This window comes from Streptomyces yangpuensis, from assembly GCF_001005295.1.
In the GTDB taxonomy this organism is placed as follows: Bacteria; Actinomycetota; Actinomycetes; order Streptomycetales; family Streptomycetaceae; genus Streptomyces; species Streptomyces yangpuensis.
This window is the reverse complement of record NZ_LBMK01000006.1, coordinates 309,345-334,605: the sequence shown is the minus strand read 5'-3', so window position 1 is coordinate 334,605 and position 25,261 is coordinate 309,345. Positions and strand designations below refer to the sequence as shown.

Genomic DNA, 25,261 nt, shown 5'->3' with positions numbered 1-25,261 from the left:
CCACGCACAGCAGCAATCTCGTCCGGAGTCACACCCCTTCAACGCAACACCAGGCCAGAAGGAAACGCTCAACCGCAACCGACCTGACCAAGCACTACTAGGGCTCCCAGGGCAGCGTCGTGCGGGCCGGCGCGGACAGCGCGTACAGCTCGTCCACGGCCCGCACCTCGAAGACGGCCGCCCCCTCCCGCCCGGCGCGCGGCACCCCGGGGAGATAGAGCGCGGTTCCGCAGGTCCCGCCGAGGAAGCGGCGGCCGCCGTCGGGCAGCACCCGGTGCACCTCGTAGTGGCGCGGCCGTCCCCCCGCACCGGCCGCCGCCCGCCAGGACAGGCGCAGCCAGGCCCGGCCGTCCTGCCGGGCCGCGGCGTCCACGGCCGCCGCGGTGGGCGGGGCCGGGCGCCGGCCGGCGGAGCCGTCGTGCACCGACAGGGCGCCGAGCCGCCACACCAGCGGCCCGCCCCCGGGCGCGGTGATCCGTACGGCCAGGGCGTACGCGGTCCTGCCCGCCAGCGGTGCGAGCGCGGCCCGCGCCGTGCGCCAGCCCGGCCCCGCGCCCGTGCTTCCGGCCCGCAGCCAGACGTACGGGACCGGGCTGCCGGGGGCGGAGGGCTCACGGGTGGCCACGCCGACCTCGACCGTGACCGGACCCGACCCGGTCGCGTGCACCAGTTCCACCACGCTCCCGCGGGTCAGCGGCAGCCGCGTGGCGTGCAGCCCGACGGTCACCGGGGCCGTCGGGGCGCCCGACACCAGCAGGCTGGAACCGCCGCGCCAGGCGTCCGCGAAGTCCAGGGTGACGGACGGACGCGGCCCGGCGGTCTCCACCACCCAGCGGCGGCCCGGCAGCCGGTCCTGGAGCCCCAGGTGGTTCCAGGGCGTGTCCGAGACGACCTCACCGTCCTCGTACCAGCGCAGCCCGTGACCGGTGTTGAAGGAACACGCGAAGGGCAGCCCGGAGACCGTGGACCGGTCGGCGACGACCGTCGCGGGAGCCCGCCAGGACCTCTCCGGCGCGGGCCGGGCCGGGTCCAGGGACTCCCCCGTCCAGAAGCGGTCGTCCGCGTGGTGGAAGGCGCCGGGGGAGCGGTCCGTGAGGTGGTTGCGGGTCCACTCCGGCCGGTAGAAGCCGTAGCCGACGACGTGGTCGCGTGTCCGCGGGACGATCGCGTCCCAGCGGACGGCCGCATTCCAGCCCCGGGACTCCGTGTCCACCGCCGCCCACAGCTCGTACCGCGAGCGGCCCAGCCGGTCCGCGAGCGCGCCCGAGGAGGCCAGCGTGTCCGGGGTCCAGCGGAAGTCCACGAACATCGAGTCCGCGACCTTCCCGGCCCGGTCCTCGTAGAACTCCTGGTTGAGGGCGTTCAGGGCGCCCTGCCAGCCGACCCGGCCGGTGCTGTTCATGGCGTCGTACCAGGTGATCCGCAGGCCGTGCGGCGCCCCCGCCGCCCGCAGGGCCCGCAGGAACTCCCGCATCCGGCCGGCCAGCGCGCTGTCGCCGCCGTCGGTCTCGGCGTTGACGAACCAGCCGTCGAAGCCGTACGCCCGCGCCACCCGGACGAGCTGCTCCGCGATCGGGAAGCGGCCCGAGGGGTCGCGCCGGACCAGCTCGCGGGTCCACCGGAGGTCGCCCCCGTACGCCACGGGCGGCAGGAACACGTTGCCCAGCACCCGGACCCCGTTGCGGTGCGCGGCGTCGACCACGGGCGCGTTCGGGGCCAGGACGATCCCCTCGCCGGCGGAACCGCCCCAGAAGACCAGCTCGTCGATGTACGCCCAGTGCGTGAGCGCGTAGTAGTCGGCGGTGGGAGAGCCCTGCGAAGGGTTCCCGGCGGTCGGGGCGAAGGAGACGAGGGAGGAGATCCGGGCCTGTCCGGCCCGGGCGGTCCTGTTGGCCGGGACGGGCGTGAACCGCTCGGCGAGCGGCACGGTCGCGGTGTTGTGGGCCAGATCGGGGTCGTCCTCGGGGGTCCACCGGCTGAGCGAGCGCCATATGATCCCGGGCCCCGGGGTGCCCGCCGGGAGGGAGTCCGGGAACCAGTAGGAGGCGTACGGAGCCAGGCCGGCCGGCTCCGGCCCGGGTATCGGTGCGGGGGCCGTCGGGTCCGTGCTGGTCGCGGCCCGGGCCCGGCCGGCCAGGCCCAGCAGCGCGGCGGCGCCGGCCCCGGTGGCCAGCACTCTGCGCCGGGTCGGCCGTAACGGGACGGGCGGCGTACGGGGATCGACGCCGCGGTCGGTCTCGGACATGCGGGAGCTCCTCACGAGCGGTCGGGTCGGATGACGGGGGATCGGGCCGGGTCACGAGGGTCTGGTCACGAGGGTCTGGTCACGAGCGGTCTGGTCACGAGCGGTCGGGTTCGGGGGATCGGGCCGGGCCACGACGGGCAGGTCGCGAGGGTCGGGTCACACCACGTCGCGTACGCGCAGCACCTCGGTGATGCCGCGCGCCACCAGATGGGCCGGGTCCTCGGCGCGCTCCGCCAGCACCACCGCGGGCCGCACCCCCCGGTCCGTCAGCACGGTCCAGGCGTCGAAGAACGTGCCGCCTGGGGCGCACACGGAGCGGCCCGGGGCCGCCTCCGCCCCGCCCACGTCCACCGCGAGCGCGGTGGGGCGCGGAGCGGGCCGGTGCGCGCGTCCGCGCCACTCCCGGGCGATCCGGGCGAGGGCGGCGGCGGCCGGCTTGGCCGCGCCGTCGTTGGTCAGCAGGCCGAGGCCGTACTCCAGCTCCGGGAAGTCGGCGAGCTCCCGGGACACGTCGTGCGAGCACCACCAGGTCACGCCCCACAGGTCCGGGCAGTCCAGCACGTTCACGACGGTGGCCTCGGTGAACCGCGCCGCCTGCTCCGGACCGATCAGCGGCGCCGGGGCGCCGGCCTCCTGGAGCCACACCGGGCGGTGCGGGTCCGCGGCCCAGGCCTTGGAGAGCTCGATCAGGTACGCCGCGTGGTGCTCGGTCGCCGTCCCGCGCGCGCCGTGGCGCTGCGCGGTGCCGTCGAACACCCAGGAGTGGACGGCGGTCGCCCCGCCCAGCCCGGCGGCCTGGGCGGGGGTGAAGGGGTGGTCGTCCCGGTACCAGACGGCGTCGTACTCGGCGTGCAGGTGGAGGCGTCCGGGTGCCCCCCGCTCGCAGGCGGCGAGCATCCGCCCCAGCCAGTCGGCGGCCTGCGCGGGGGTGATGCGGTCGGGGTCGGGGTGCGGGGCGCCGGAGAACTGGTTGATCTCGTTGCCGACGGTCATACCGAGGAAGTTCGGCCGGTCGGCGAGGGCCGCGGCCAGCGTGCACAGGTACTCCTCCTGCCCGGCGACCACGTCGGGGTCGGTGAAGATGTTGCGCCGGTGCCAGGTCGTGGTCCAGGCGGGCAGGAAGTCGAAGCTCGACAAGTGCCCCTGCAGACCGTCCACGTTGACGTCGAGGCCGCGCTCGGCGGCCGCGTCGGCGAGCGCGACGAGCTGCTCGACGGCGCGCGGCCGGATCAGCGTGCGGTTCGGCTGGAAGACCGGCCACAGCGGGAAGACGCGGACGTGGTCCAGTCCGAGCGCGGCGATCGCGTCGAGATCGGCCCTGACCGCGTCGAGGTCGAAGTCGAGCCAGTGGTGGAACCAGCCCTGGGCCGGAGTGTAGTTGGCACCGAAGCGGAGCGCGTGATCCTGCACGAGGAGTCCTGGGGTTCTGGGGTGCATACGAATTCACCGGACGCGCCACAAACTGCCGCCGCCGATGCGGAAAGTCAACAGGGCCTCCGGAGCGTCGACTTATGCGCTTGAGCCCAGGCGCGGCAAGGGGGAGTGTGGTGAAGCGGCCGGGAAACTAATGCGGTTTAGTACGGGCAACGGCCAGGGAAGTGTGCGGAAAGGTGCAGCGGGTTTCCGGTCACGTTCGGCGCCGTCCGGGCCGACGCCGCACACCGGAAACCGGGCTGGGAGTGGTGGTTGACGGGCCATCCGCCGACGGGTCCTCCGGCAGGCGTGCGGCCGTCCGGGCTGCCCGCCGAGGCCGGATCGCGTACGGTCCGGCCATTGCCGTCCGCTCGGTTCCGGACCGGCCGAAGGAGGAACGAGACAGGCCATGGCCCGCAGACCCACGATCAAGGACATCGCCCGACGGGCCGGAGTGTCCGAGAGCGCCGTCTCCTTCGCCCTCAACGACCGGCCGGGTGTCTCGCAGGACACCCGGGCGCGGATCCGCCGCGTCGCCGAGGAACTCGGCTGGCAGGCCAACAGCGCCGCCCGCGCGCTCTCCGGCGAACGCTCGGGTGCCGTCGGACTCGTCCTGGCCCGCCCCGCGCACACCCTGGGCGTCGAGTCGTTCTTCCTGCAGCTCGTCTCCGGTATCCAGGAGGTCCTCTCCGCCGCCCGGACCGCCCTGCTGTTCCAGGTCGTCGAGGACGTGGACGCCGAATGCGCGGTCTACCGCCGCTGGTGGGCCGAACGCCGGGTCGACGGTGTACTCGTCGTCGACCCGCGTACGGGGGACCCGCGCCCGGCGCTGCTGGCGGAGCTGGGCCTGCCCGCGGTCACCATCGGCGAGCCCGGCCCGCCGGCCGGGCCCGTGACGGTCCCGGCACCCGCGCCGGACCCCGGCTCCGGGCCCGTGCCCGGCTCCCCGCGCACCCCCGCGCCGGCACCCGCGCCGGTGTCGGTCTCCGCGGTCCGGGCCGACGACGCGGGGGCGATGGCGCAGGTCCTGGACCACCTGCACGGGCTGGGGCACCGCCGGATCGTCCACATCGCGGGGCTCCCCGGCCTCGCGCACACGGTCCGCCGGATGGACTCCCTCCGGTCCGAGGCCCAGCAGCGCGGGCTGGGCCCGGACCACGTGCGCTCGGTGGTCACCGACTACTCCGACGCGGAGGGCGCGGCCGCCACCCGCCGGGTCCTCGCCGAGCCGCAGCCCCCCACCGCGCTCGTCTACGACAACGACGTGATGGCCGTGGCCGGCAGCGCGGTCGCCGCCGAGCTGGGCATCCCCGTACCGGACCGGCTGTCGATCGTGGCCTGGGACGACTCCGCGCTGTGCCGGGTCACCCACCCCCGCCTCACCGCCCTCGTCCGTGACACGGCCGGCTTCGGGCGGCTGGCCGCCGAGGAACTCCTGTCCGTGCTGGCCGGCGGCCCGCCCCGGGTGCGCGAGAGCGAGCGGCCCCGCCTGGAGCCCCGCGACAGCACGGCGCCGCCCCCGGCGCATACTGATTCCTGACCCCTTCCTGGAGCCGCCACCGTGATCACCCCCACCGCCCCGTCGCCCACACCGCCCGCCGCCGAGGCGGGCGCCGGACCGACGGTGGCGATCGACATCGGCGGCACGAAGATCGCCGGGGCGCTGGTGCACCCCGATGGGACGATGTCGGCCACCACCCGCCGCGCCACCCCGCGCGGAGTGGACGCCGAGGGCGTCATGGCGGCGGTCGCCGAGGTCGTCGCAGACCTGTCCGCGTCGCCGCTGTGGGCGTCCGCGGTCCGCTGCGGGATCGGCAGCGCGGGCCCCGTGGACACCTCGCGGGGCACGGTCAGCCCGGTCAACATCGGCGCGTGGCGGGAGTTCCCGGTTCAGGAGCGGGTCGCGGCCGAGCTCGCGGCGCGTGGCGCCGACCTGCCGACCGTGCTGGCCGGCGACGGGGTGGCGATGACCGCGGCCGAGCACTGGCTGGGCGCGGCCCGCGGGTACGCGAACGCCCTGTGCATGGTGGTGTCCACGGGCGTCGGCGGTGGCCTGATCCTCGACAACCGGCTCCACCCCGGCCCCACCGGCAACGCGGGCCACATCGGCCACATCAGCGTGGCCTTCGACGGCGAGCCGTGCGCCTGCGGCGGCCGCGGCTGCGTCGAGTCGATCGCCTCCGGCACGGCGATCGCCCGCTGGGCCCTCGACCAGGGCTGGACCCCGCCAGCGGGCTCCGGCACAGGCGGCGCGGGCGGCGCGGGCACTTCGCGCGACGCAACGGCGGCGGGCGTGGCCGCGGCCGCCGCGCAGGGCGACCCGATCGCGCTGGCCGCCTTCGACCGCGCCGGCCGCGCCCTGGCCGCCGCCATCGCGGCCGGCGCCACCCTCGTGGAAACGGACATCGCGGTCATCGGAGGGGGCGTGGCCGCCGCCGGGGAAACCCTCTTCGGCCCGATCCGCAGCCACCTCGCGCAGTACGCCACGCTCTCCTTCGTCCAGGGGATCCGGGTGGTGCCGGCGGCCCTGGGCACCCATGCGGGCCTGATCGGCGCGGCCGCGGCGGCGACGATGCTCTCGGCCCCGCCCCCGCCCCCGCCCGCGTTCGTGTCCGAGCCCTCGCCCGAGGTGTGAGCGTCAGGGCTTGACGGACCGGTAGTACCGGCCGGCTCCCTCGTGGAGCTCCAGGGGATCGGTGTAGATCGCCGTGCGCAGGTCCACCAGCTGCGCCGCGTGCACCGCGCGCCCGACCTCGTCGCGGCTGCCGATCACCGTCCGGGTCAGCCGCTCGGTCAGCTCGGGGTCGGCCTTGGCCGTGGTCACCAGCAGGTTCGGAACGGCCAGCGTGGTCACCGAGCTGGTGTTGCGCGCCCGGCTGTAGGCGTCCTGCGGCATGACCGCCGTCCGGTAGTAGCGCGTCGGGCTGCCGCTCCCCTGGAGCTGCTCCACGAGGTCGCCGAGCTGCACCAGCCGGATGTCGAAGCGCTCGGACAGCTCCTTCACCGCGTTCGTCGGCAGGCCGCCCGACCAGAAGAAGGCGTCGATCCGGCCCGCCTCCAGCTCGGTCGGCATGGTGTCGATGCCGATGGACACCGGTGTCAGGTCCAGGACGGGGTCGATGCCGGCCGCGGTGAGCAGCCGTTCCGTGACGAGCCGCACCCCGGAACCGGGCTGGCCGATCGCCACCCGCTTGCCCCGCAGGTCCCGCGCCGACTGCACCGTGGACCCTGCGGGCACCACCAGCTGCACGTAGTCGTCGTAGAGCCGCGCGCATCCGCGCAGCAGGTCCGCGCCGGGCTTGCCGTCGTACTGGTACTTCGCGACGGCGTCCGCCGTCGCCATGGTGAAGTCCGCCTCGCCGGTGGCCAGCCGCTTCAGGTTTTCCTGCGAGCCCTCGCTGGTCACCAGCGTGACGTCCACCCCGGGCATGTCCTGCCCGAGCGCCTGCTGCAGGAGCGTTCCGTAGCGGTGGTAGACACCGGTCCGCGCGCCCGTGCTGAAGGTCAGCTCGCCCTCCGGCTCCGACGGCCCGAAAGGCTTCAGCCACCATGTGAGGGCGCCGAGCACGGCGAGTACGGCCACCAGGACCCGCAGGGCGTGGCGCCTGCTGATCCGGGGCGGTACGAGAGGCATGGCCGAGATCCTGCCACCCGGCCGCCGTCCTGTCACGGCGCGGGCCGTCCGCGGAACCCGCCCGGGACCGCCGCTCACGCCCTTGACCTGCGGTGCTTCCGGTTCGGACGGGTCCCGCGGGGGGACCGGGCGCACGGCGGCCGGAGGGCTCCCGTCCACCACCTACCCTTGTTGCATGACCAGCAGCGACCGGAGCCAGGCAGTGGACGAGAAGCGAAGCTACGAGGTGCGCACCTACGGGTGCCAGATGAACGTCCACGACTCGGAGCGGCTCTCCGGTCTGCTGGAGGACGCCGGATACGTCCGGGCGCCCGAGGGCTCCGACGGCGACGCCGACGTGGTGGTCTTCAACACCTGCGCGGTCCGTGAGAACGCCGACAACAAGCTGTACGGCAACCTCGGCCGGCTCGCCCCGATGAAGACCAAGCGCCCCGGCATGCAGATCGCCGTCGGCGGCTGCCTCGCCCAGAAGGACCGCGACACGATCGTCAGGAAGGCCCCCTGGGTCGACGTCGTCTTCGGTACGCACAACATCGGCAAGCTCCCGGTGCTACTGGAGCGCGCCCGCATCCAGGAGGAGGCGCAGGTCGAGATCGCCGAGTCGCTGGAGGCGTTCCCCTCCACGCTCCCGACCCGCCGCGAGTCCGCGTACGCCGCCTGGGTCTCGATCTCCGTCGGCTGCAACAACACCTGCACCTTCTGCATCGTTCCGGCGCTGCGCGGCAAGGAGGAGGACCGCCGGCCCGGCGACATCCTCGCCGAGGTGGAGGCGCTGGTCGCCGAGGGCGTCTCGGAGATCACCCTGCTCGGCCAGAACGTGAACGCCTACGGCTCCGACCTGGGCGACCGCGAGGCCTTCAGCAAGCTGCTGCGCGCCTGCGGCCAGATTGAGGGCCTGGAGCGGGTCCGTTTCACCTCCCCGCACCCGCGCGACTTCACCGACGACGTGATCGCCGCGATGGCCGAGACGCCGAACGTGATGCCGCAGCTGCACATGCCGCTGCAGTCCGGCTCGGACCCGATCCTGAAGGCGATGCGCCGCTCGTACCGCCAGGAGCGCTTCCTCGGCATCATCGAGAAGGTCCGCGCCGCCATCCCGCACGCCGCGATCTCCACCGACATCATCGTGGGCTTCCCCGGTGAGACGGAGGAGGACTTCCAGCAGACGATGCACGTGGTGCGCGAGGCCCGCTTCGCGAACGCGTTCACCTTCCAGTACTCCAAGCGGCCCGGCACCCCCGCCGCCGACATGGACGGGCAGATCCCCAAGGAGGTCGTACAGGACCGCTACATGCGCCTGGTCGCCCTCCAGGAGGAGATCTCCTGGGAGGAGAACAAGAAGCAGGTCGGCCGCACGCTGGAGGTCATGGTCGCCGAGGGCGAGGGCCGCAAGGACGGCGCCACGCACCGCCTGTCCGGCCGCGCCCCCGACAACCGCCTGGTGCACTTCACCAAGCCGGAGCAGGAGGTCCGCCCCGGTGACGTGGTCACCGTGGACATCACCTACGCCGCCCCGCACCACCTGCTGGCCGAGGGCCCGACCCTGACCGTGCGCCGCACCCGCGCCGGCGACGCCTGGGAGAAGCGCAACGCCGCCCCGGCCCAGCCGGCGGGCGTCATGCTCGGCATCCCGACGCTGGGCGTCCCGGCGCCCCTTCCGGCCGTCGCCTCCGGCTGCTCGGTGCCGGCCTCCTCCTGAGGTCCCGCCAGCCGTGGGGCGGCGGCCCGGCTAGGCTGCGGATCATGCTCGTAGCCGCTGCCGTCTGTCCCGCCCCGCCGCTGCTCGTACCGGAGGTCGCCGCGGGCGCCGCCGCCGAACTCGGCGACGCCCGCACCGCCTGCTCCGACGCGCTCGCGGTGCTCGCCGCCTCCCGGCCCGACCTGCTCGTCGTGGTCGGGGCCGCCGCCGAAGGCGGTGGGTACGACCAGGGCACCCCCGGCAGCTTCGCCGGGTTCGGCGTGGACCTGACCGTCACCCTGGGCCCGGACCTCGGCGAGCCGCCGAGCGGCCAGGCCACGGGGGCCGCGCTCCCGGCCTCCCTCGCCGTGGGGGGCTGGCTGCTCGGCCAGGCCCGCTGGTCGGCCGCCCCGGTCGCCGGAGTGGCCGTCGCCGAGGACCTCCCCCCGAGCGGCTGCGGCCTGCTCGGCGCGGACCTGGGCCGCTCCGCAGACCGCGTGGCCATGCTGGTCCTCGGGGACGGCAGCGCATGCCGCACCCTCAAGGCCCCCGGCTACCTGGACGAACGCGCCGCGGCCTTCGATGCGGCCGCCGCCCGTGCGCTGGGCGCCGCCGACGTGGCCGCGCTCGCCGGTATCGACGCCGCGCTCGCGGCCGACCTCCAGGCCGCCGGCCGGGCCCCCTGGCAGGTGCTGGCCGGCGCCGCCGAGGGTGCGGACCTCACCGGACGCCTGCTGTACGAGGACGCCCCGTACGGCGTGGGGTACTTCGTCGCCGCCTGGTCGTAGGGCGCGGGCAGGGGCGGCCCACGGGTCCGGGAATGCCGAAGGGGCGCGGAACCGGACGATGCCGGTTCCGCGCCCCTTCCGTGAACGCGTCAGGGGCCCGTCGGCGGCGTCGGCCCGCCGGGAGCGTCCTTGTGCGCGATCTTGCCCAGAGCGTCCTTCGCCTTGCCCGTCCCGCTCGTGATCTGGCCGCTGTACTTGCCCTTGGTCTTGGAGTCCACGGCCTTGGCGACCTTGTCCAGACCCTCGCTGATCCTGCCCTCGTGCTGGTGCGCGAGGTCACCGACCTTGTCCTTCGCCGGAGCGAGCTTGGCCTTCAGATTGTCCAGCAGGCCCATGGGTCACCTTCCGTTGGCGTGTCCTACGTCCGGGCGCCCTCGCCGGCCTCGCTGTCCGCGGCCACCTCGGCCGACTGCTGCTTCGGAATCTCCACGGCTTCCACCGGCTCGCTCTCCGCGACAGCAGCTCCGGCCTCGTCGGCCGCACCGGACTCCGCCGCCGGAGCCGCGGCCGCGACCTCCTCGGTCACGGCCTCGCCCCTACGACGGAAAAACCGATCAAAAACGCCCATGTCTACTCCCGTAACGTTACGCGTGCGAGTGAAGTTCCGCGGTGGCCGAACCGGTCTGCGCCGGGCGTGCGTACGGCGTGCGCCCGGCCGGAACCCCGCCAGGGCAACGACCCCCCTCCGGCCCCGTCACGTAGCTCGATCGGGTACATGGACGTGTCTTGACCGGGGGCTGAGAGACTGGGGCGGTGAGGAAAGCAGCCCCCGCCCCGCGGGTCATCGCCGTCGTCGGTCCCACCGCGGCAGGAAAGTCAGACCTGGGCGTAGCCCTGGCACGCCGGTTCGACGGCGAAGTCGTCAACGCCGACTCCATGCAGCTGTACCGGGGGATGGACATCGGCACCGCCAAGCTGACGACCGAGGAGCGCGGCGGTGTCCCGCACCACCTCCTCGACATCTGGGACGTCACCGACACCGCCAACGTCGCCGAGTACCAGCGGCTGGCCCGCCTGGAGATCGACAGACTGCTCGCCGAGGGCCGCACTCCCGTCCTCGTCGGCGGATCCGGCCTGTACGTCCGGGGCGCCCTCGACGTCATGGAGTTCCCCGGCACCGACCCCGAGGTCCGCGCCCGGCTGGAGGAGGAGGTCACCCTGCGCGGCCCCGGCGCCCTGCACGCCCGCCTCGCCGCCGCCGACCCGGAGGCCGCCCGGGCCATCCTGCCCAGCAACGGCCGGCGCATCGTCCGCGCGCTGGAGGTCATCGAGATCACCGGCAAGCCGTTCACCGCGAACCTGCCCGGCCACGAGTCCGTCTACGACACCGTCCAGATCGGCGTCGACGTGGCCCGGCCCGAGCTCGACGAGCGGATCGCGCTGCGCGTCGACCGGATGTGGGAGGACGGGCTGGTGGACGAGGTCCGCGCGCTGGAGGCCCGCGGGCTCCGGGACGGCATCACCGCCTCCCGCGCGCTGGGCTACCAGCAGGTGCTCGCCGCGCTCGCCGGCGAGTGCACCGAGGACGAGGCCCGGGCGGAGACGGTCCGGGCGACCAAGCGGTTCGCCCGCCGCCAGGACTCCTGGTTCCGCCGTGATCCGCGGGTGCACTGGCTCAGCGGGGCCGCCGCGGACCGGGGGGAACTCCCCGGACTTGCCACGTCGTTGGTCGAACGAGCGGTTACAGCCTGATCACGTGATGGCATCGGGAAGCCCCGGGCGCCCGTAGCGGGCCCGAGGGCGTGCCATCATCAAACTCCAGCGGGTGCGATCACCTGCGATGCATGGCGGCGTACTGAGTCCGAGTAGGGAGGGCGCGTGGCGATGGAGGCCGGCCCTCGCGACACCGGGCGGGACGACACCCGGCGGGAGGCGGATCCGATGCTTCTCGGCGGGACGGACGGGACCGCGGGCCTCGGGCTGCCCGCTGACCCCGCGCGACTGACCCCCGACGGCCCGGACGCCCCGGACACCGCCGAGGCCGAGGCGGCCGCCGGACCCGAGTTCGAGGTCGAACTGCGACCGCAGCGCCGTCTGCGCGTCTGGCAGATCGCCCCCATTGTGATGCTCGCCGCGGCCGGTTCGCTGATGTTCGCCTTCCCCCTCGCCTTCGAGTTCGGCGACGGCGGAGCCGTGGTCGCCATGCTCGGCTTCCTCATCAGCTGCTGCGCCGGAGGCTGGGGGATGATGGCCGCCCGACGGGTCGGCTACACCTGGCCCGGCCTCCCCGCCCGGGGGAGCGGCCGCCGCGCCGACTGGCGCATGGCCGCGCTGTACGCCGTGGTCGCGCTGGTCGTCGTGGGCCTCGCCGTGTACCGGGTCGCCCGGCTCCGCTGACCTCCACCGCGGCTCCGAGCAGGTGCTCGGTACGATGGGCGGGTGACGCAGACCACCCTCCCCTTCCTCAAGGGCCACGGCACCGAGAACGACTTCGTGATCGTCCCGGACCCGGACAACGCCATCGAGCTGCCCGCGTCCGCCGTCGCGAAGCTCTGCGACCGGCGCGCCGGCATCGGCGGCGACGGGGTCCTCCACGTCGTCCGGTCCGCCGCGCACCCCGAGGCGGCGCACCTGGCCGACGAGGCGGAGTGGTTCATGGACTACCGCAACAGCGACGGCTCCATCGCCGAGATGTGCGGCAACGGCGTACGCGTCTTCGCCCGCTACCTCCAGTACGCCGGTCACGTCGAACCGGGTGACCTCGCCGTCGCCACGCGCGGCGGCGTCAAGCACGTGCACCTCGACAAGGCGGGCGACGTCACCGTCTCCATGGGCCGCGCCGAGTTCCCCGAGGGCGAGGTCACCGTCAGCGTCGGAGCGCGCAGCTGGCCCGCCCGCAACGTGAACATGGGGAACCCGCACGCGGTCGCGTTCGTCGACAGTCTCGACGACGCCGGGAATCTGGACACCGCCCCGCCCTTCAGCCCGGCGTCCGCCTACCCGACGGGTGTCAACGTCGAATTCGTCGTCGACCGCGGCCCCCGGCACGTCGCCATGCGCGTCCACGAGCGCGGCTCCGGCGAGACCCGCTCCTGCGGCACCGGCGCCTGCGCCGTCGCCGTGGCCGCCATCCGCCGCGACGGCGTGGACCCCGCGACCACCGGCGAACCGGCCACGTACACCGTCGACCTCCCCGGCGGAACGCTCGTCATCACCGAACACCCCGACGGCCGGATCGACATGACCGGACCGGCCGTGATCGTGGCCGCGGGCGCGTTCGACGAGGCCTGGCTCACCGAAACGGCTTTCTCCTGAAGCTTCCCTCTAATGGGTGATCCGTTTCACGCTGCGCGAGAGGTGGACTGCGCCACGTGGTGGGGTCGGTAACATCAGGCACCGGCCCTGAGGGCTCACCCCATGCCCCCCACCGCCGGTCGAAGCCGCCGGAGGTGCCCATGAGTGCAGAGGCCACGAACCCCGAAGCACACCCCGAAGCGCGCCCTGAGCTCCGCAGACGGGGCCGGAGCAGGCTCGATCTGCGCCGGCTCGGGCGCGCGGCCCTGCTCGGGCCGACGTCCCGGGACCGGCTCCCGGACGCGATCGGCCACGTCGCCGAGGCCCATCGCGCCCACCACCCGGACGCCGATATGTCCATTCTGCGACGTGCCTATCTCCTCGCGGAGAGCTCCCACCGCGGCCAGATGCGAAAAAGTGGTGAGCCGTACATCACACATCCGCTCGCCGTTACCCTCATCCTCGCCGAACTGGGCGCCGAGACAACCACTTTGACGGCCTCTCTGCTGCACGACACCGTCGAGGACACCGACGTGACCCTCGATCAGGTCCGTGCCGAGTTCGGCGACGAGGTCTGCTTCATCGTCGACGGCGTCACCAAGGTCGAGAAGATCGACTACGGCGCCGCCGCCGAGCCGGAGACCTTCCGCAAGATGCTCGTCGCCACCGGCAACGACGTCCGCGTGATGTCCATCAAACTCGCCGACCGGCTGCACAACATGCGCACCCTGGGCGTGATGCGCCCCGAGAAACAGGCACGCATCGCCAAGGTCACGCGGGACGTCCTGATCCCGCTGGCCGAGCGGCTCGGCGTACAGGCCCTCAAGACCGAACTGGAAGACCTCGTCTTCGCGATCCTGCACCCCGAGGAGTACGAGAGCACCCGCGCCCTCATCGCCGCCCACGCCGGCGAGAGCGACCCGCTGCCCGGCATCGCCGACTCCGTACGGACCGTCCTGCGCGAGGCCGGCGTCGCCGCCGAAGTACAGGTCAGGCCCCGGCACTTCGTATCCGTGCACCGGATCTCCCGCACCCGCGGCGAGCTGCGCGGCTCCGACTTCGGCCGCATCCTCATCCTCGTCGGCGAGAACGCCGACTGCTATGCCGTCCTGGGCGAGCTCCACACCTGCTTCACCCCGGTGGTCTCCGAGTTCAAGGACTTCATCGCCACCCCCAAGTTCAACCTCTACCAGTCGCTCCACACCGCCGTGGCCACCCCCGAGGGCTACGTGGCCGAGGTCATCGTGCGCACCCGGCAGATGCACCGCGTCGCAGAGGCCGGCGTGGTCGCGCTCGGCAACCCGTACGCCACCGCTACCCCGGACGCCACCGCCCACCCGGACGAGGAGCGGGCCGACCCCACCCGGCCCGGCTGGCTCTCACGGCTGCTCGACTGGCAGCAGTCCGCGCCCGACCCCGACACCTTCTGGACCGTGCTCCGCGCCGAGCTCGCACAGGACCGGGAGATCACCGTGTTCCGGGCCGACGGGGGCACGCTGGGCCTCCCGGCCGGAGCCAGCTGCATCGACGCCGCCTACGCGCAGCACGGCGAGGCGGCCCACGGCTGTATCGGCGCCCGCGTCAACGGGCGCCTCACCTCGCTGTCCTCACCGCTGTCCGACGGGGACACCGTCCAGCTGCTGCTCGCGCAGGACACCTCCTCCGGACCGGCCGCCGAATGGCTGGACCACGCCAGGACGCCCGCCGCCCGCATCGCCATCAGCAGCTGGCTCGATGCCCACCCCGACCGTGCCATGGCCACCACCACGGCCGCGCGGGCCCCGCTGTCGGTCGTCGGGGCCCGGGGCGGCGGGGCCAACGCCGTCGCCGACCTGCCCGACGCCACCGTACGGCTGGCCGGGTGCTGCACCCCGGTCCCGCCGGACGCGGTGGCCGGCTTCCTGGTCCGCGGCGGAGCCGTCACCGTGCACCGCGTCCAGTGCGCGGCCGTGGCACAGATGCGCGCCGTGGGCCGGACCTCCGTCGCCGTGCACTGGCGGGCCACGGCGGACTGCCGGGTCACCCTGCTCGCTGAATCGTTCGGCCGCCCCCATCTGCTCGCCGACCTGACCGAGGCCATCGCCCGCGAGGGCGTCGAGGTGGTCTCCGCGACCGTGGAACCGCCCGTCGAGGGGCGGGTCCGGCACACCTACACCCTCCAGCTGCCCGACGCGGCCGGACTCCCGGCGCTGATGCGTGCCATGCGGGACGTGCCGGGCGTGTACGACGTCAGCCGGGCGTAGGGGGCGGCCGCCGGAAGATCCCGTTCGGGTGGACCCGTCGCGCGCCGTGCACGGCCCCGCGGCGGGCCCTGGTAAGCGGTGGTGGATGCAGCTCTCCTCGCCCCGCCTGCGCGCCGCCCTGCTCGCCGCGGCCTCCCTCACCCTCGTCGCCGCGGTACTGCCCCCGCCGAAGCCCCTGGGCATCGGCGACCGGCTCTTCCCCGAGCTCGGGAACCCCGGCTACGACGTGCTCTCGTACGACCTGTCCTTCTCCTACAAGGACAACCTGACCCCGCTCGACGCGGTCACCGTCATCGACGCCCGGGCGCTGGAGCCGCTGGAGCGGATCAACCTGGACTTCACCCACGGCAAGGTGGCGTCCGCCGAGGTCAACGGGGAGCCCGCACGGTTCGAGAGCGTGGGGGAGGACCTCGTGCTGACCCCGCGGCGCGCGGTCGCCGACGGCGGCGCGCTGCGCATCACCGTCCGGCACACCAGCGATCCCCGCGGCCGCGGGGACGGCGGCTGGGTGCCCACCGAGGACGGTCTGGCCATGGCCAACCAGGCGGACGCCGCCCACCGCGTGTTCCCCTGCAACGACCACCCCGCCGACAAGGCCCTCTTCACCTTCCGGATCAGCGCCCCCGCCGGGCTCACGGCCGTCGCCAACGGGCTCCAGTCGGGACCGGCCCGGCGTACGGGCGCCTCGACGACGTGGACGTACCGGACCCGGCACCCGATGGCCACCGAGCTGGCCCAGGTCTCCGTGGGCCGCTCCGTCGTCGTGCACGGGACCGGCCCGCACGGACTGCCGCTGCGAGACGTGGTGCCCGCCGCCGACCGGCAGCGCCTCGACCCCTGGCTGAAGAAGACCGCCGGCCACATCGCGTGGATGGAGGAGCGGGTCGGCCGCTACCCCTTCGAGAACTACGGGATCCTGATCGCCCGGGCCACGACCGGCTTCGAGCTGGAGACGCAGACCCTCTCGCTCTTCGAGAGCAGCCTGTTCTCCGGCGAGGGCTACCCCGAGTGGTACGTCGAGGCGGTCATGGTCCACGAGCTCGCCCACCAGTGGTTCGGTGACAGCGTGAGCCCCCGGACCTGGTCCGACCTGTGGCTCAACGAGGGACACGCCACCTGGTACGAGGCCCTGTACGCGGACGGGCTCGGCAAGTACTCCCTGGAGCGGCGCATGCGCGAGGCGTACCAGCGCTCCGACCAGTGGCGGGCGGCGGGCGGCCCCCCGGCCGCCCCGAAGGCGGCCGCGCCCGGCGAGAAGATCGGACTGTTCCGGCCCGTGGTCTACGACGGCTCCGCGCTGATCCTCTACGCACTGCGGCAGGAGATCGGCGCCGCCGCCTTCGATCGGATCGAACGGCGCTGGGTCGAGCAGTACCGGGACGGCATCGCGGGCACGGCGGACTTCGTACGCCTCGCCTCGCAGGAGGCGGGCCGTGACCTGGGGCCCTTCCTGGAGCCGTGGCTGTACGGGGCCAAGACCCCGCCGATGCCGGGGCACCCGGAGTGGAGCGCCCCGGCGGCCGACAAGGCCGCGCCCGCCGGGAAAAGGGTGTGACCGCCGAGGAACGGGCATGTCACCATCGACGGGTCCGTTCGGGGAATCCCCGGGTGGTGTGACACGTTGGACGAGACAGCTACCGTGTCCCCGCCGGACGTGACACGGCTATTCGAATCGACGTAAGGATCCAATGACCTCCTCTTCTTCCCCTTCCCAGGACGCGCGGGACGCATCCGAGATGCGTGATTCGCAGAGCTTCACCGAGAGCCTTCGGGCCGATGCCCTGATGGAAGAGGACGTCGCCTGGAGCCACGAGATCGACGGAGACCGGGACGGCGACCAGTTCGACCGCTCCGAGCGCGCGGCCCTGCGCCGCGTGGCCGGCCTCTCCACCGAGCTCGAGGACGTCACCGAGGTCGAGTACCGACAGCTCCGCCTGGAGCGCGTCGTCCTCGTCGGTGTCTGGACCTCCGGCACGGTGCAGGACGCGGAGAACTCCCTCGCGGAGCTCGCCGCCCTCGCCGAGACGGCGGGTGCTCTCGTACTGGACGGCGTCATCCAGCGCCGCGACAAGCCGGACCCGGCGACCTTCATCGGTTCGGGCAAGGCCCGCGAGCTGCGTGACATCGTCATGGAGAGCGGCGCCGACACCGTCGTCTGCGACGGCGAGCTCAGCCCCGGTCAGCTCATCGCCCTCGAAGACGTCGTCAAGGTCAAGGTGGTCGACCGGACCGCGTTGATCCTCGACATCTTCGCCCAGCACGCCAAGTCCCGAGAGGGCAAGGCACAGGTCGCGCTCGCGCAGATGCAGTACATGCTGCCGCGACTGCGTGGCTGGGGTCAGTCGCTGTCCCGGCAGATGGGTGGCGGCGGCGGTGGCGGCATGGCCACCCGAGGCCCCGGTGAGACCAAGATCGAGACCGACCGGCGACGGATCCGCGAGAAGATGGCGAAGATGCGCCGGGAGATCGCGGAGATGAAGACCGGACGTGACATCAAGCGGCAGGAACGGCGCCGCAACAAGGTGCCCTCGGTCGCCATCGCCGGTTACACCAACGCGGGCAAGTCCTCGCTGCTCAACCGCCTCACGGGCGCGGGCGTCCTGGTGGAGAACGCGCTGTTCGCCACCCTCGACCCGACCGTACGCCGGGCCGAGACGCCGAGCGGCCGGGTCTACACCCTGGCCGACACGGTCGGCTTTGTCCGGCACCTGCCCCACCACCTCGTCGAGGCGTTCCGCTCCACGATGGAGGAGGTCGGCGACTCCGACCTGATCCTGCACATCGTCGACGGTTCGCACCCGGCGCCGGAGGAGCAGCTGGCGGCGGTGCGCGAGGTCATCCGGGAGGTCGGCGCGGTGAACGTGCCCGAGATCGTGGTGGTCAACAAGGCCGACGCCGCGGATCCGCTCGTGCTGCAGCGGCTGCTGCGCATCGAGCGGCACTCCATCGCCGTCTCGGCGCGGACGGGCATGGGCATCGAGGAACTCCTCGCGCTCATCGACTCCGAGCTGCCGCGGCCCGAGGTCGAGGTGGAGGCCCTCGTGCCGTACACGCGCGGCTCGCTCGTCGCCAAGGCGCATGCCGAGGGCGAGGTGATCTCCGAGGAGCACACCGCGGAGGGCACCCTGCTCAAGGTGCGCGTCCATCAGGAACTGGCGGCGGACCTGGCGCCGTACGCGCTGGCGAAGCAGTAGCCGGGCGGTGCCCATCGCCTGACGGTGTGGGCATGACGGCGTGACGTTCGAGGGCCCCCTGCGGTGCAGGGGGCCCTCGGCCGTTCACTCTCGTCCTCGTCCCCGTCCTTGTATCGCTCCGGGACGGGGCGGGACGGTACGGAGGCGGGAACTACTTGAACTTGCGGCTGACGGCGTCGAAAATGCCCTTCGCCTCCGGGCCCAGCCGCGGTCCGGCCAGCCATCCGGCCTTGGCCGGGCCGATCGAGGTGTTCGACACCAGCGCCGGCTTGCCGTCGGAGCCCGTCGCGACCCAGCCGCCACCGGAGGCGCCGCCGGTCATCGTACAGCCGATGCGGTACATCACCGGCTCGTTCGCCCGCAGGGTCAGCCGGCCCGGCTTGTCCACGCACTGGTAGGCCTTCTGGCCGTCGAAGGGGGCCGCTGCCGGGTAGCCCGTCGCCGTCAGGCTCGCGACCTTCGGCACGGCGGGGGCGGTGAACTCCACCGGGAGCGCCGAACCGACCGTCTCCTCAAGAGACTTCCCGCTGCCCTTCTCGGGGGTCACGTGCAGCACGGCGAAGTCGTACGGAGCACCCGCGCCGCCGGTCGGACCGCCGGTCGCGATCCACTGGTCGGAGGTCTGTGCCCAGTCGCTCCACCACACGCCGAACGGAGCCACCTGCTCGCGGGGCGCGCCCTTGAGCTGCGCCGACGGCTTGCCCGCGTTGTTGTAGGAGGGGACGAAGGCTATGTTGCGGTACCAGCCGCCCGCCTTGCCCGCATGTACGCAGTGGCCCGCCGTCCAGACCAGGTTCGACTTGCCGGGGTGCGCGGGGTCCTTGACCACGGTCGCCGAGCAGACCATCGATCCCTCGGGGCCGTCGAAGAAGACCTTGCCGGACTCCGGAACGCTCTTGTTGTAGGGCGCAGTGGCGGGCTTGGCCGCGACCGGCACCGGGGTCGGGTCGGTGACGCCCTGGTCCTTGCCCGCGTCCGGGTCGACCGACGGACGCTGCGGCTGCTCGGCGTCGCGCATGCGGTCGGGGTTCCAGAGGTCCTCGATGACCGGGTTGATGTAGTCCCCCGCCTCGCGGAGCCAGTCCTCCTGCTTCCAGTTCTTCCACTCACCCCCCTTCCACTTCTCCAGGTCGATGCCGCGTTCCTTGAGCTTTTCCTTCAGCTGGTCCGGGATCTTTATCCCGTCCGTGTTCGGCAGGCTCGCCGCCACGGTCGGCTTGGCGTCGCCGCCGGCCTCCCCGTCGCCGGGGCCGCAGGCAGCGGCGGTCAGCACGAGGGCGGCCGCGCACAGCGTCGCGGTGACCGGTCGGTTCGGTCGCATGTCGTTCGTCCCCCTGGAGGTTCGAGGCTTGGAGTGGAGCCCCCCACTATGCCGCTGCCGCCTTGGACGACACAGCCCGGGTCAGCGGTTCCTTTTACTCACATCTTGAGTACCAAGGATCTTGCGTCCACCCGTGATCCGTCGCCTTCACCGTCGTTGGTACGTACGGGGGATGGAGGGGAGCGTCGGTGTTCGAAGGGCAATCCGTCAGCGCAGTCAGTGTGGGAGGAGCGGCACTCGTGGCTTTCACCGAGCCGGCCGGGGCGGCGGCGGCCGCGACACAGAGCCCGCCGCGAGCGACGCCCCAAGTGCCCCCGCAGGGCGCCCGCGCAGCAGGTCACGAGGGCATCCTGCGACGGCAGGCGCAGCGGGAGTCCGCCGCCCGGACCTATGCCCGGTCCCTGCCCATCGTCCCCGTGCGGGCCCGCGGACTGACCATCGAGGGGGCCGACGGCCGGCGTTACCTCGACTGTCTCTCCGGCGCCGGCACCCTCGCGCTCGGACACAACCATCCCGTGGTGCTGGAGGCAGTCCGCGGTGTCCTCGACTCGGGTGCGCCGCTCCACGTGCTGGACCTCGCGACACCGGTCAAGGACGCCTTCACCACGGAACTGTTCGCCAACCTGCCGCCGGAGCTGGCTGCCGACGCGCGCATCCAGTTCTGCGGGCCCGCCGGCACGGACGCCGTCGAAGCCGCCCTGAAACTGGTCCGCACCGCGACCGGGCGATCCGGACTGCTCGCCTTCACCGGGGCGTACCACGGGATGACCGCCGGAGCCCTGGAAGCCTCGGGAGGCGCTGCCGAGACCAGGGTGACCCGGCTTCCCTACCCGCAGGACTTCCGCTGCCCGTTCGGCGTCGGCGGCCCGGAGGGAGCCGAACTCGCCGCGCGCTGGACGGAGAACCTGCTCGACGACCCCAAGGGCGGTATCCCCCTCCCCGCGGGCCTGATTGTCGAACCCGTGCAGGGCGAGGGCGGGGTCAACCCCGCCCCGGATGCCTGGCTGCGTCGCATGCGCGAGATCACCGCGTCGAGGGGGATCCCCCTCATTGCCGACGAGGTGCAGACGGGGGTCGGCCGGACCGGAGCCTTCTGGGGCGTCGACCACGCCGGGGTGGTGCCCGACGTGATGGTCCTGTCCAAGGCGATCGGAGGCAGCCTGCCCCTCGCGGTGATCGTGTACCGGTCGGGCCTGGACGTCTGGACCCCCGGAGCCCACGCCGGAACCTTCCGCGGCAACCAGCTCGCCATGGCCGCCGGCACCGCCACGCTCACCTTCGTCCGTGAGAACCGGCTCGCGGAACGCGCCGCCGTCCTCGGCGACCGGATGCTGGCCGCCCTGCGCGGTCTGGCCTCAGGCCACCCCTGCATCGGGGACGTCCGGGGCCGGGGCCTGATGATCGGCCTCGAACTCGTCGATCCCGACACCGGGGCCGCCGCACCGGCCCTCGCCGCGGCCGTCCGCCAGGAGTGCCTGGAGCGGGGCCTGATCGTCGAACTCGGCGGCCGCCACGGCGCCGTAGTACGCCTGCTCCCACCGCTGACCCTGACCGACGAGCAGGCCGCGGCGGTCCTCGACCGCCTGGCCGACGCCATCCCGGCCGCCGCCCGCCGGACCCGCTGACCTGCCACCCGAGGACCCGCGATGCCCGAGCCGCACCAGTCCACCCCGACCACTCCCCTCACCCCGACGACACCGATCCGCTCCAACCCCCTTCCGGTCACCCCGGCTTCCGCTGTCTCCCTGCCCGCCGCCCTCGAATGGCAGGCGCCCCCGCAGCCACAGCAGCCACCGACACGGCCGCAGCCCGACCCGGTCCGCACGGCTCTCCCACACCCAGAGCCCACAGCCGCCGCCCCGGGGCAGCCGTCACCGGACCCCGGTCCCGAACCCGCGGCGTCCGCCGCCGCCCCCGTACGGGACCCTGCTCCGCCGCGGCCGTCCCCCGGGCCCGTCCCGGCCACCAGCACACCGGCATCGCCGGCCCCCGCGACGTCCCGGGGCGCGGAGCACGTGCAGGCGGCGGCCCCGGAGCCCGGCCCGGCCGACCCGCACATCCCCTCGGCCGAACCGGCCCCCGTACCCCGCTCCGATGCCGCCGCCCCCACCGACGGGCACACGACCGAGCACCCCCTGGGCCAGGAGGCCGCGCCCGGCACACTGCCCCCGCAGTCCGGCGCGGCCGACGCCGGGGCGACCGCCACCGTGCCCCGCCAGAAGGACGGCACCCCCAGAGCGCGCACCGGTTGGCCCGGCTTCATCCGACCTGAGCCGATCGCCGGCCCCGACCCGCTGGACGACCCCGACCCGGCCCGCGCCGCCGAAGCCGCGGCTGTGGAGAACCTGCTCCGGTGCTGGGTCCGCGAATCCGGACTCCACCGCCCCGACGGCCCCGCCGGGAGCCCGCTGCGCATCCCCCTTCCCGCGTCCGGTACCGCCGTGCTGGCCGGCGTACGCCACTGGTCCCACGCGGGCTGGCACCGCTTCGGCCCCGCCCGCCTGGAAGGCGCGGCCCCCACCGCGCCCTGCCTGGACGCCGTCACCCTTGCCGCGCTCATCGCCCGCGAGGGCGCGGGCGACGGTCACGGCAGCGCCGATCTCGTCGGCCGGGTCGCCGACTCGGTGCGCCGTACCACCGAGTTCATCGCCGACCGGCGAGAGCGCCCCACCGCCCCGGCCCCTGTCTCCGCGGACCGCTTCCTCACCGCCGAACAGTCGCTCCTGCTCGGTCACCCCCTCCAGCCCGACCCGAAGAGCCGTGAAGGACTCTCCGAGACCGAGGCCCGTCGTTACTCACCCGAACTCCACGGCTCCTTCCCCCTGCACTGGTTCGCGGTCGCTCCCTCCGCGCTCGCCACCGAATCCGCCTGGACCGAGCGCGGCCGGCCCGTCTCAGCACCGCAACTCCTCGGCCGGCTCGCCCCCGGACTCTCCATGCCCGACGGCACCACCCCTCTTCCCCTGCATCCCTGGCAGGCCCGAGACCTCCTCCAACGCCCCTCCGTCACCGCCCTTCGCGACGCAGGACTCCTGCACGACCTGGGTCCGCACGGCGAGGCCTGGTACCCGACCTCCTCCGTCCGCACCGTCCACCGGCCCGGCGTCCCCGCGATGCTCAAGCTCTCCCTCGGCCTGCGCATCACCAACTCCCGCCGCGAGAACCTCCGCAAGGAACTCCACCGCGGCGTCGAGGTGCACCGGCTGCTCCGCACCGGCCTCGCCGAGCAATGGCAGGCAGCCCACCCCGGCTTCGACATCGTCCGCGACCCGGCCTGGGTGGCCGTGGACGCCCCCGACGGCACCCCCGTCCCCGGCCTCGACGCCCTGCTCCGTCACAACCCCTTCCGCTCGGGCGACGACGCCGTCTGCATCGCCGCGCTCACCTCCCCCCGCCCATGGCCCGGCCGGACCACCATGAGCTCCCGACTCGCCGAGATCGTCACCGGTCTCGCCTACGCCACCGGACACACCACCTCAGCCGTCGCCGCCGAGTGGTTCCTGCGCTACCTCGACCACGTGGTCCTTCCTGTCCTCGCCTTCGACGCCCTCGCCGGCATCGCCCTCGAAGCGCACCAGCAGAACACGCTGGTCCTCCTCGACCAGGCCGGCTGGCCGGCCGGCGGCCGCTACCGCGACAACCAGGGCTACTACTTCCGCGCATCCCGCCGCGCGGAACTGGAGCAGAGGCTCCCCGGCATCGGCAGCCGCAGCGACACCTTCGTGTCTGACTCCGTCACCGACGAGCGCTTCGCCTACTACCTCGGCATCAACAACGTGCTCGGCCTGATCGGTGCCTTCGGCTCCCAGCGCCTCGCCGACGAACGCGTCCTCCTGGCCGCCTTCCGCCGCTTCCTCGCCAAGGCAGCGGGCCTCGGCCCGCTCCCCACCCGGCTCCTCGACTCGCCCACCCTGCGCTGCAAGGCGAACCTGCTCACCCGCCTGGGCGGCCTCGACGAGCTGGTCGGTCCCGTCGACACCCAGTCCGTCTACGTCACCATCACCAACCCCCTTCACGATTGACGCGTCGGCGCCCGACGCGGAGGAGATCCCCGATGCGCCTCACGGACACCGCCGCCGTTGCAGCCGGACCCCGTCTCGACGCCCCGCGCGACGTCGATGCCTTCGAGGTCCTCGGCCTCGTGCAGCCGACCGCCGCGACTCGTCTCAACGCCGACCTGTTGCCCCTGCTTGCCGAGGCCGACCTGCTGGATTCACCGGCCACCTGGGGCAGCGTCACCACCCGGGCCGGAGCCTTCCGCCTCGAACCCGTACGGCCGGGCCGAGACCTGCCACTCCTCACCCGCTGGATGAACGACCCCGAGGTGGCCGCCTACTGGGAACTCGACGGGCCCGCCGCGGTCACCGCGGCCCACCTGCGGTCCCAGCTCGACGGCGACGGCGAGAGCATCCCCTGCCTCGGCCTCCTCGATGGCACACCGATGAGCTACTGGGAGATCTACCGGGCCGACCTCGACCCGATCTCCCGGCACTACCCGGCGCGCCCCCACGACACGGGTATCCACCTGCTCATCGGAGACGGCACGAACCGCGGCCGCGGGCTGGGCACGGCTCTGCTCCGCGCCGTCGCCGACCTCGTCCTCGGCAACCGTCCCCGCTGCACACGCATCGTCGCGGAACCGGACATCCGCAACACCCCCTCCGTATCGGCCTTCCTCAGCTCAGGCTTCCGCTGCCATGCGGAAATCGACCTCCCCGAGAAGCGCGCCGCCCTGATGGTCCGGGAACGGGCCCTGCGCAATCTCCTCTGATCGCCGTACCCGCTCGCCCGACCGTCGTGGCCGCTTGCACCTCTCCCCTCGAAAACTCTGCGCCGCGCAGCAAAGTTCCCGATCTCCGAGGAGTCCGTGCCGAACTTCCCAGCAGCCCCGACCCGACGGAGCCCGTCCTGCCGCCGTCGCCCCACCGCCCCCACCCGCATCGGCGTCCCCGACCTCCTTCGGGGACCCGTACGCCTTCCTCGTCCGCGCCCGCACTCTCCTCGGCCTCGACGGAGCCACCCTTGGTCACCTCGTCCGCGAACGCAGCGCCACCCTTGCCGCCGACGCCCGGCTCGACCACACCGCCCTCACCGCCGACGTCCTCGCCGACCTGGACCACGCGGCCCTCGAAGGCCACCAGACCGGCCACCCCTCGCCCGTCCTCACCAAGGGCCGCATCGGACTGTCCGAACATCGGAGTCTTCCGCTACCTGTCCGCTCTGTGGAGGACCGCCTCGACGTCCCGGAGGACGATTTCTGGTCGCTCGTGAGGGCCGAGATCAGGCGCCACCAGGCGCGCTTCGACGAGCTCAAGGAGCGCTACGAGCCCTTCGACCTGCTCGGCGAGCGCATCGCGAGGCTGTGTCTGAACAGGAACGGCTCTACGAGGACGGCTACCGCGACCGTCCCGACCGCCCGCACGCCCTGCGGTACGGGACCGCGCCCAACCTTCTCCACCGGCCATGAATCGCCGTCGGTGTGCGCCCGCTGTCAGCGGGGCCCCGTAGGGT

19 protein-coding genes and 2 pseudogenes are annotated in these 25,261 nt (G+C 73.4%); 15 read left to right on the top strand and 6 right to left on the bottom strand.

Going from position 1 to position 25,261, the window contains the following annotated elements; all coding sequences use genetic code 11:
* Positions 1-97: 97 nt before the first annotated feature.
* Positions 98-2,245, bottom strand: coding sequence for an endo-beta-N-acetylglucosaminidase (locus AAT21_RS27860; protein WP_046779677.1), 2,148 nt, complete (start codon positions 2,243-2,245; stop codon positions 98-100).
* 156 nt (positions 2,246-2,401) lie between these two features.
* A complete protein-coding gene (locus AAT21_RS27855) occupies positions 2,402-3,655 on the bottom strand; it encodes a glycoside hydrolase 5 family protein (RefSeq protein WP_235439238.1) in 1,254 nt (417 codons plus the stop codon).
* Between the two features lie 412 nt (positions 3,656-4,067).
* Between AAT21_RS27855 and AAT21_RS27850 the strand changes: the two genes are divergently transcribed.
* Both AAT21_RS27850 and AAT21_RS27845 read left to right on the top strand, forming a co-directional pair.
* Positions 4,068-5,198: a LacI family DNA-binding transcriptional regulator gene (locus AAT21_RS27850; protein WP_046779675.1), complete on the top strand. Its 1,131-nt coding sequence runs from the start codon at positions 4,068-4,070 to the stop codon at positions 5,196-5,198.
* An 84-nt stretch (positions 5,199-5,282) separates the two neighbouring features.
* Complete coding sequence (locus tag AAT21_RS27845; RefSeq protein ID WP_046779726.1) at positions 5,283-6,293, top strand: ROK family protein; 1,011 nt, start codon at positions 5,283-5,285, stop codon at positions 6,291-6,293.
* A gap of 3 nt (positions 6,294-6,296) precedes the next feature.
* Here the strand turns inward: AAT21_RS27845 and AAT21_RS27840 are convergent, their stop codons facing one another.
* Positions 6,297-7,292, bottom strand: a complete 996-nt coding sequence (locus AAT21_RS27840) for a TAXI family TRAP transporter solute-binding subunit (protein WP_046779674.1) — start codon at positions 7,290-7,292, stop codon at positions 6,297-6,299.
* Positions 7,293-7,467: 175 nt separating this feature from the next.
* On the opposite strand from AAT21_RS27840, the gene miaB reads away from it, so the two are divergent.
* Both miaB and AAT21_RS27830 read left to right on the top strand, forming a co-directional pair.
* Positions 7,468-8,991: a tRNA (N6-isopentenyl adenosine(37)-C2)-methylthiotransferase MiaB gene (gene miaB, locus AAT21_RS27835; RefSeq protein WP_046779673.1), complete on the top strand. Its 1,524-nt coding sequence runs from the start codon at positions 7,468-7,470 to the stop codon at positions 8,989-8,991.
* Positions 8,992-9,035: 44 nt separating this feature from the next.
* Positions 9,036-9,758, top strand: coding sequence for a class III extradiol dioxygenase subunit B-like domain-containing protein (locus tag AAT21_RS27830; RefSeq protein ID WP_046779672.1), 723 nt, complete (start codon positions 9,036-9,038; stop codon positions 9,756-9,758).
* A gap of 89 nt (positions 9,759-9,847) precedes the next feature.
* Here the strand turns inward: AAT21_RS27830 and AAT21_RS27825 are convergent, their stop codons facing one another.
* Entirely contained in the window at positions 9,848-10,093 is a 246-nt protein-coding gene (locus tag AAT21_RS27825; RefSeq protein ID WP_046779671.1) for an antitoxin, read from the bottom strand.
* 23 nt (positions 10,094-10,116) lie between these two features.
* Positions 10,117-10,284: a gliding motility protein gene (locus AAT21_RS27820; protein WP_235439237.1), complete on the bottom strand. Its 168-nt coding sequence runs from the start codon at positions 10,282-10,284 to the stop codon at positions 10,117-10,119.
* A gap of 227 nt (positions 10,285-10,511) precedes the next feature.
* On the opposite strand from AAT21_RS27820, the gene miaA reads away from it, so the two are divergent.
* The 6 genes from miaA (at position 10,512) to hflX (ending at position 18,429) form a co-directional block, all read left to right on the top strand.
* A complete protein-coding gene (gene miaA, locus AAT21_RS27815) occupies positions 10,512-11,450 on the top strand; it encodes a tRNA (adenosine(37)-N6)-dimethylallyltransferase MiaA (RefSeq protein WP_046779669.1) in 939 nt (312 codons plus the stop codon).
* Positions 11,451-11,582: 132 nt separating this feature from the next.
* The gene (locus AAT21_RS27810) at positions 11,583-12,095 is read left to right on the top strand and encodes a hypothetical protein (RefSeq protein WP_107081408.1); all 513 of its coding nucleotides are present in this window, start codon (positions 11,583-11,585) and stop codon (positions 12,093-12,095) included.
* Between the two features lie 42 nt (positions 12,096-12,137).
* Positions 12,138-13,013, top strand: coding sequence for a diaminopimelate epimerase (dapF, locus tag AAT21_RS27805; RefSeq protein WP_046779667.1), 876 nt, complete (start codon positions 12,138-12,140; stop codon positions 13,011-13,013).
* Positions 13,014-13,153: 140 nt separating this feature from the next.
* On the top strand, positions 13,154-15,235 hold the full coding sequence (locus tag AAT21_RS27800; protein WP_046779666.1) for a RelA/SpoT family protein: 2,082 nt from the start codon (positions 13,154-13,156) through the stop codon (positions 15,233-15,235).
* A gap of 85 nt (positions 15,236-15,320) precedes the next feature.
* Positions 15,321-16,790, top strand: coding sequence for a M1 family metallopeptidase (locus AAT21_RS27795; RefSeq protein WP_046779665.1), 1,470 nt, complete (start codon positions 15,321-15,323; stop codon positions 16,788-16,790).
* Positions 16,791-16,923: 133 nt separating this feature from the next.
* A complete protein-coding gene (gene hflX, locus AAT21_RS27790) occupies positions 16,924-18,429 on the top strand; it encodes a GTPase HflX (protein WP_046779664.1) in 1,506 nt (501 codons plus the stop codon).
* 151 nt (positions 18,430-18,580) lie between these two features.
* Here hflX and AAT21_RS27785 read toward each other — a convergent pair whose 3' ends face one another.
* A complete protein-coding gene (locus tag AAT21_RS27785) occupies positions 18,581-19,750 on the bottom strand; it encodes a trypsin-like serine peptidase (RefSeq protein ID WP_046779663.1) in 1,170 nt (389 codons plus the stop codon).
* 239 nt (positions 19,751-19,989) lie between these two features.
* Here AAT21_RS27785 and AAT21_RS27780 point away from each other — a divergent pair, with 239 nt between their 5' ends.
* The 5 genes and pseudogenes from AAT21_RS27780 to AAT21_RS38475 all read left to right on the top strand — a co-directional run.
* Positions 19,990-21,375, top strand: coding sequence for a diaminobutyrate--2-oxoglutarate transaminase family protein (locus tag AAT21_RS27780; protein WP_200904471.1), 1,386 nt, complete (start codon positions 19,990-19,992; stop codon positions 21,373-21,375).
* Positions 21,376-21,807: 432 nt separating this feature from the next.
* Entirely contained in the window at positions 21,808-23,772 is a 1,965-nt protein-coding gene (locus tag AAT21_RS27775) for an IucA/IucC family protein (protein ID WP_412180349.1), read from the top strand.
* Positions 23,773-23,804: 32 nt separating this feature from the next.
* Positions 23,805-24,521 carry a GNAT family N-acetyltransferase gene (locus AAT21_RS27770; RefSeq protein ID WP_079025999.1) on the top strand — a complete coding sequence of 239 codons (717 nt, stop codon included), beginning with the start codon at positions 23,805-23,807 and terminating at the stop codon, positions 24,519-24,521.
* Positions 24,522-24,705: 184 nt separating this feature from the next.
* A pseudogene (locus AAT21_RS38480) lies at positions 24,706-24,939 on the top strand (IucA/IucC family siderophore biosynthesis protein); the annotation flags it as partial.
* 4 nt (positions 24,940-24,943) lie between these two features.
* Positions 24,944-25,217 (top strand): annotated as a pseudogene (locus AAT21_RS38475) (IucA/IucC family C-terminal-domain containing protein); the annotation flags it as partial.
* Positions 25,218-25,261 lie beyond the last annotated feature (44 nt).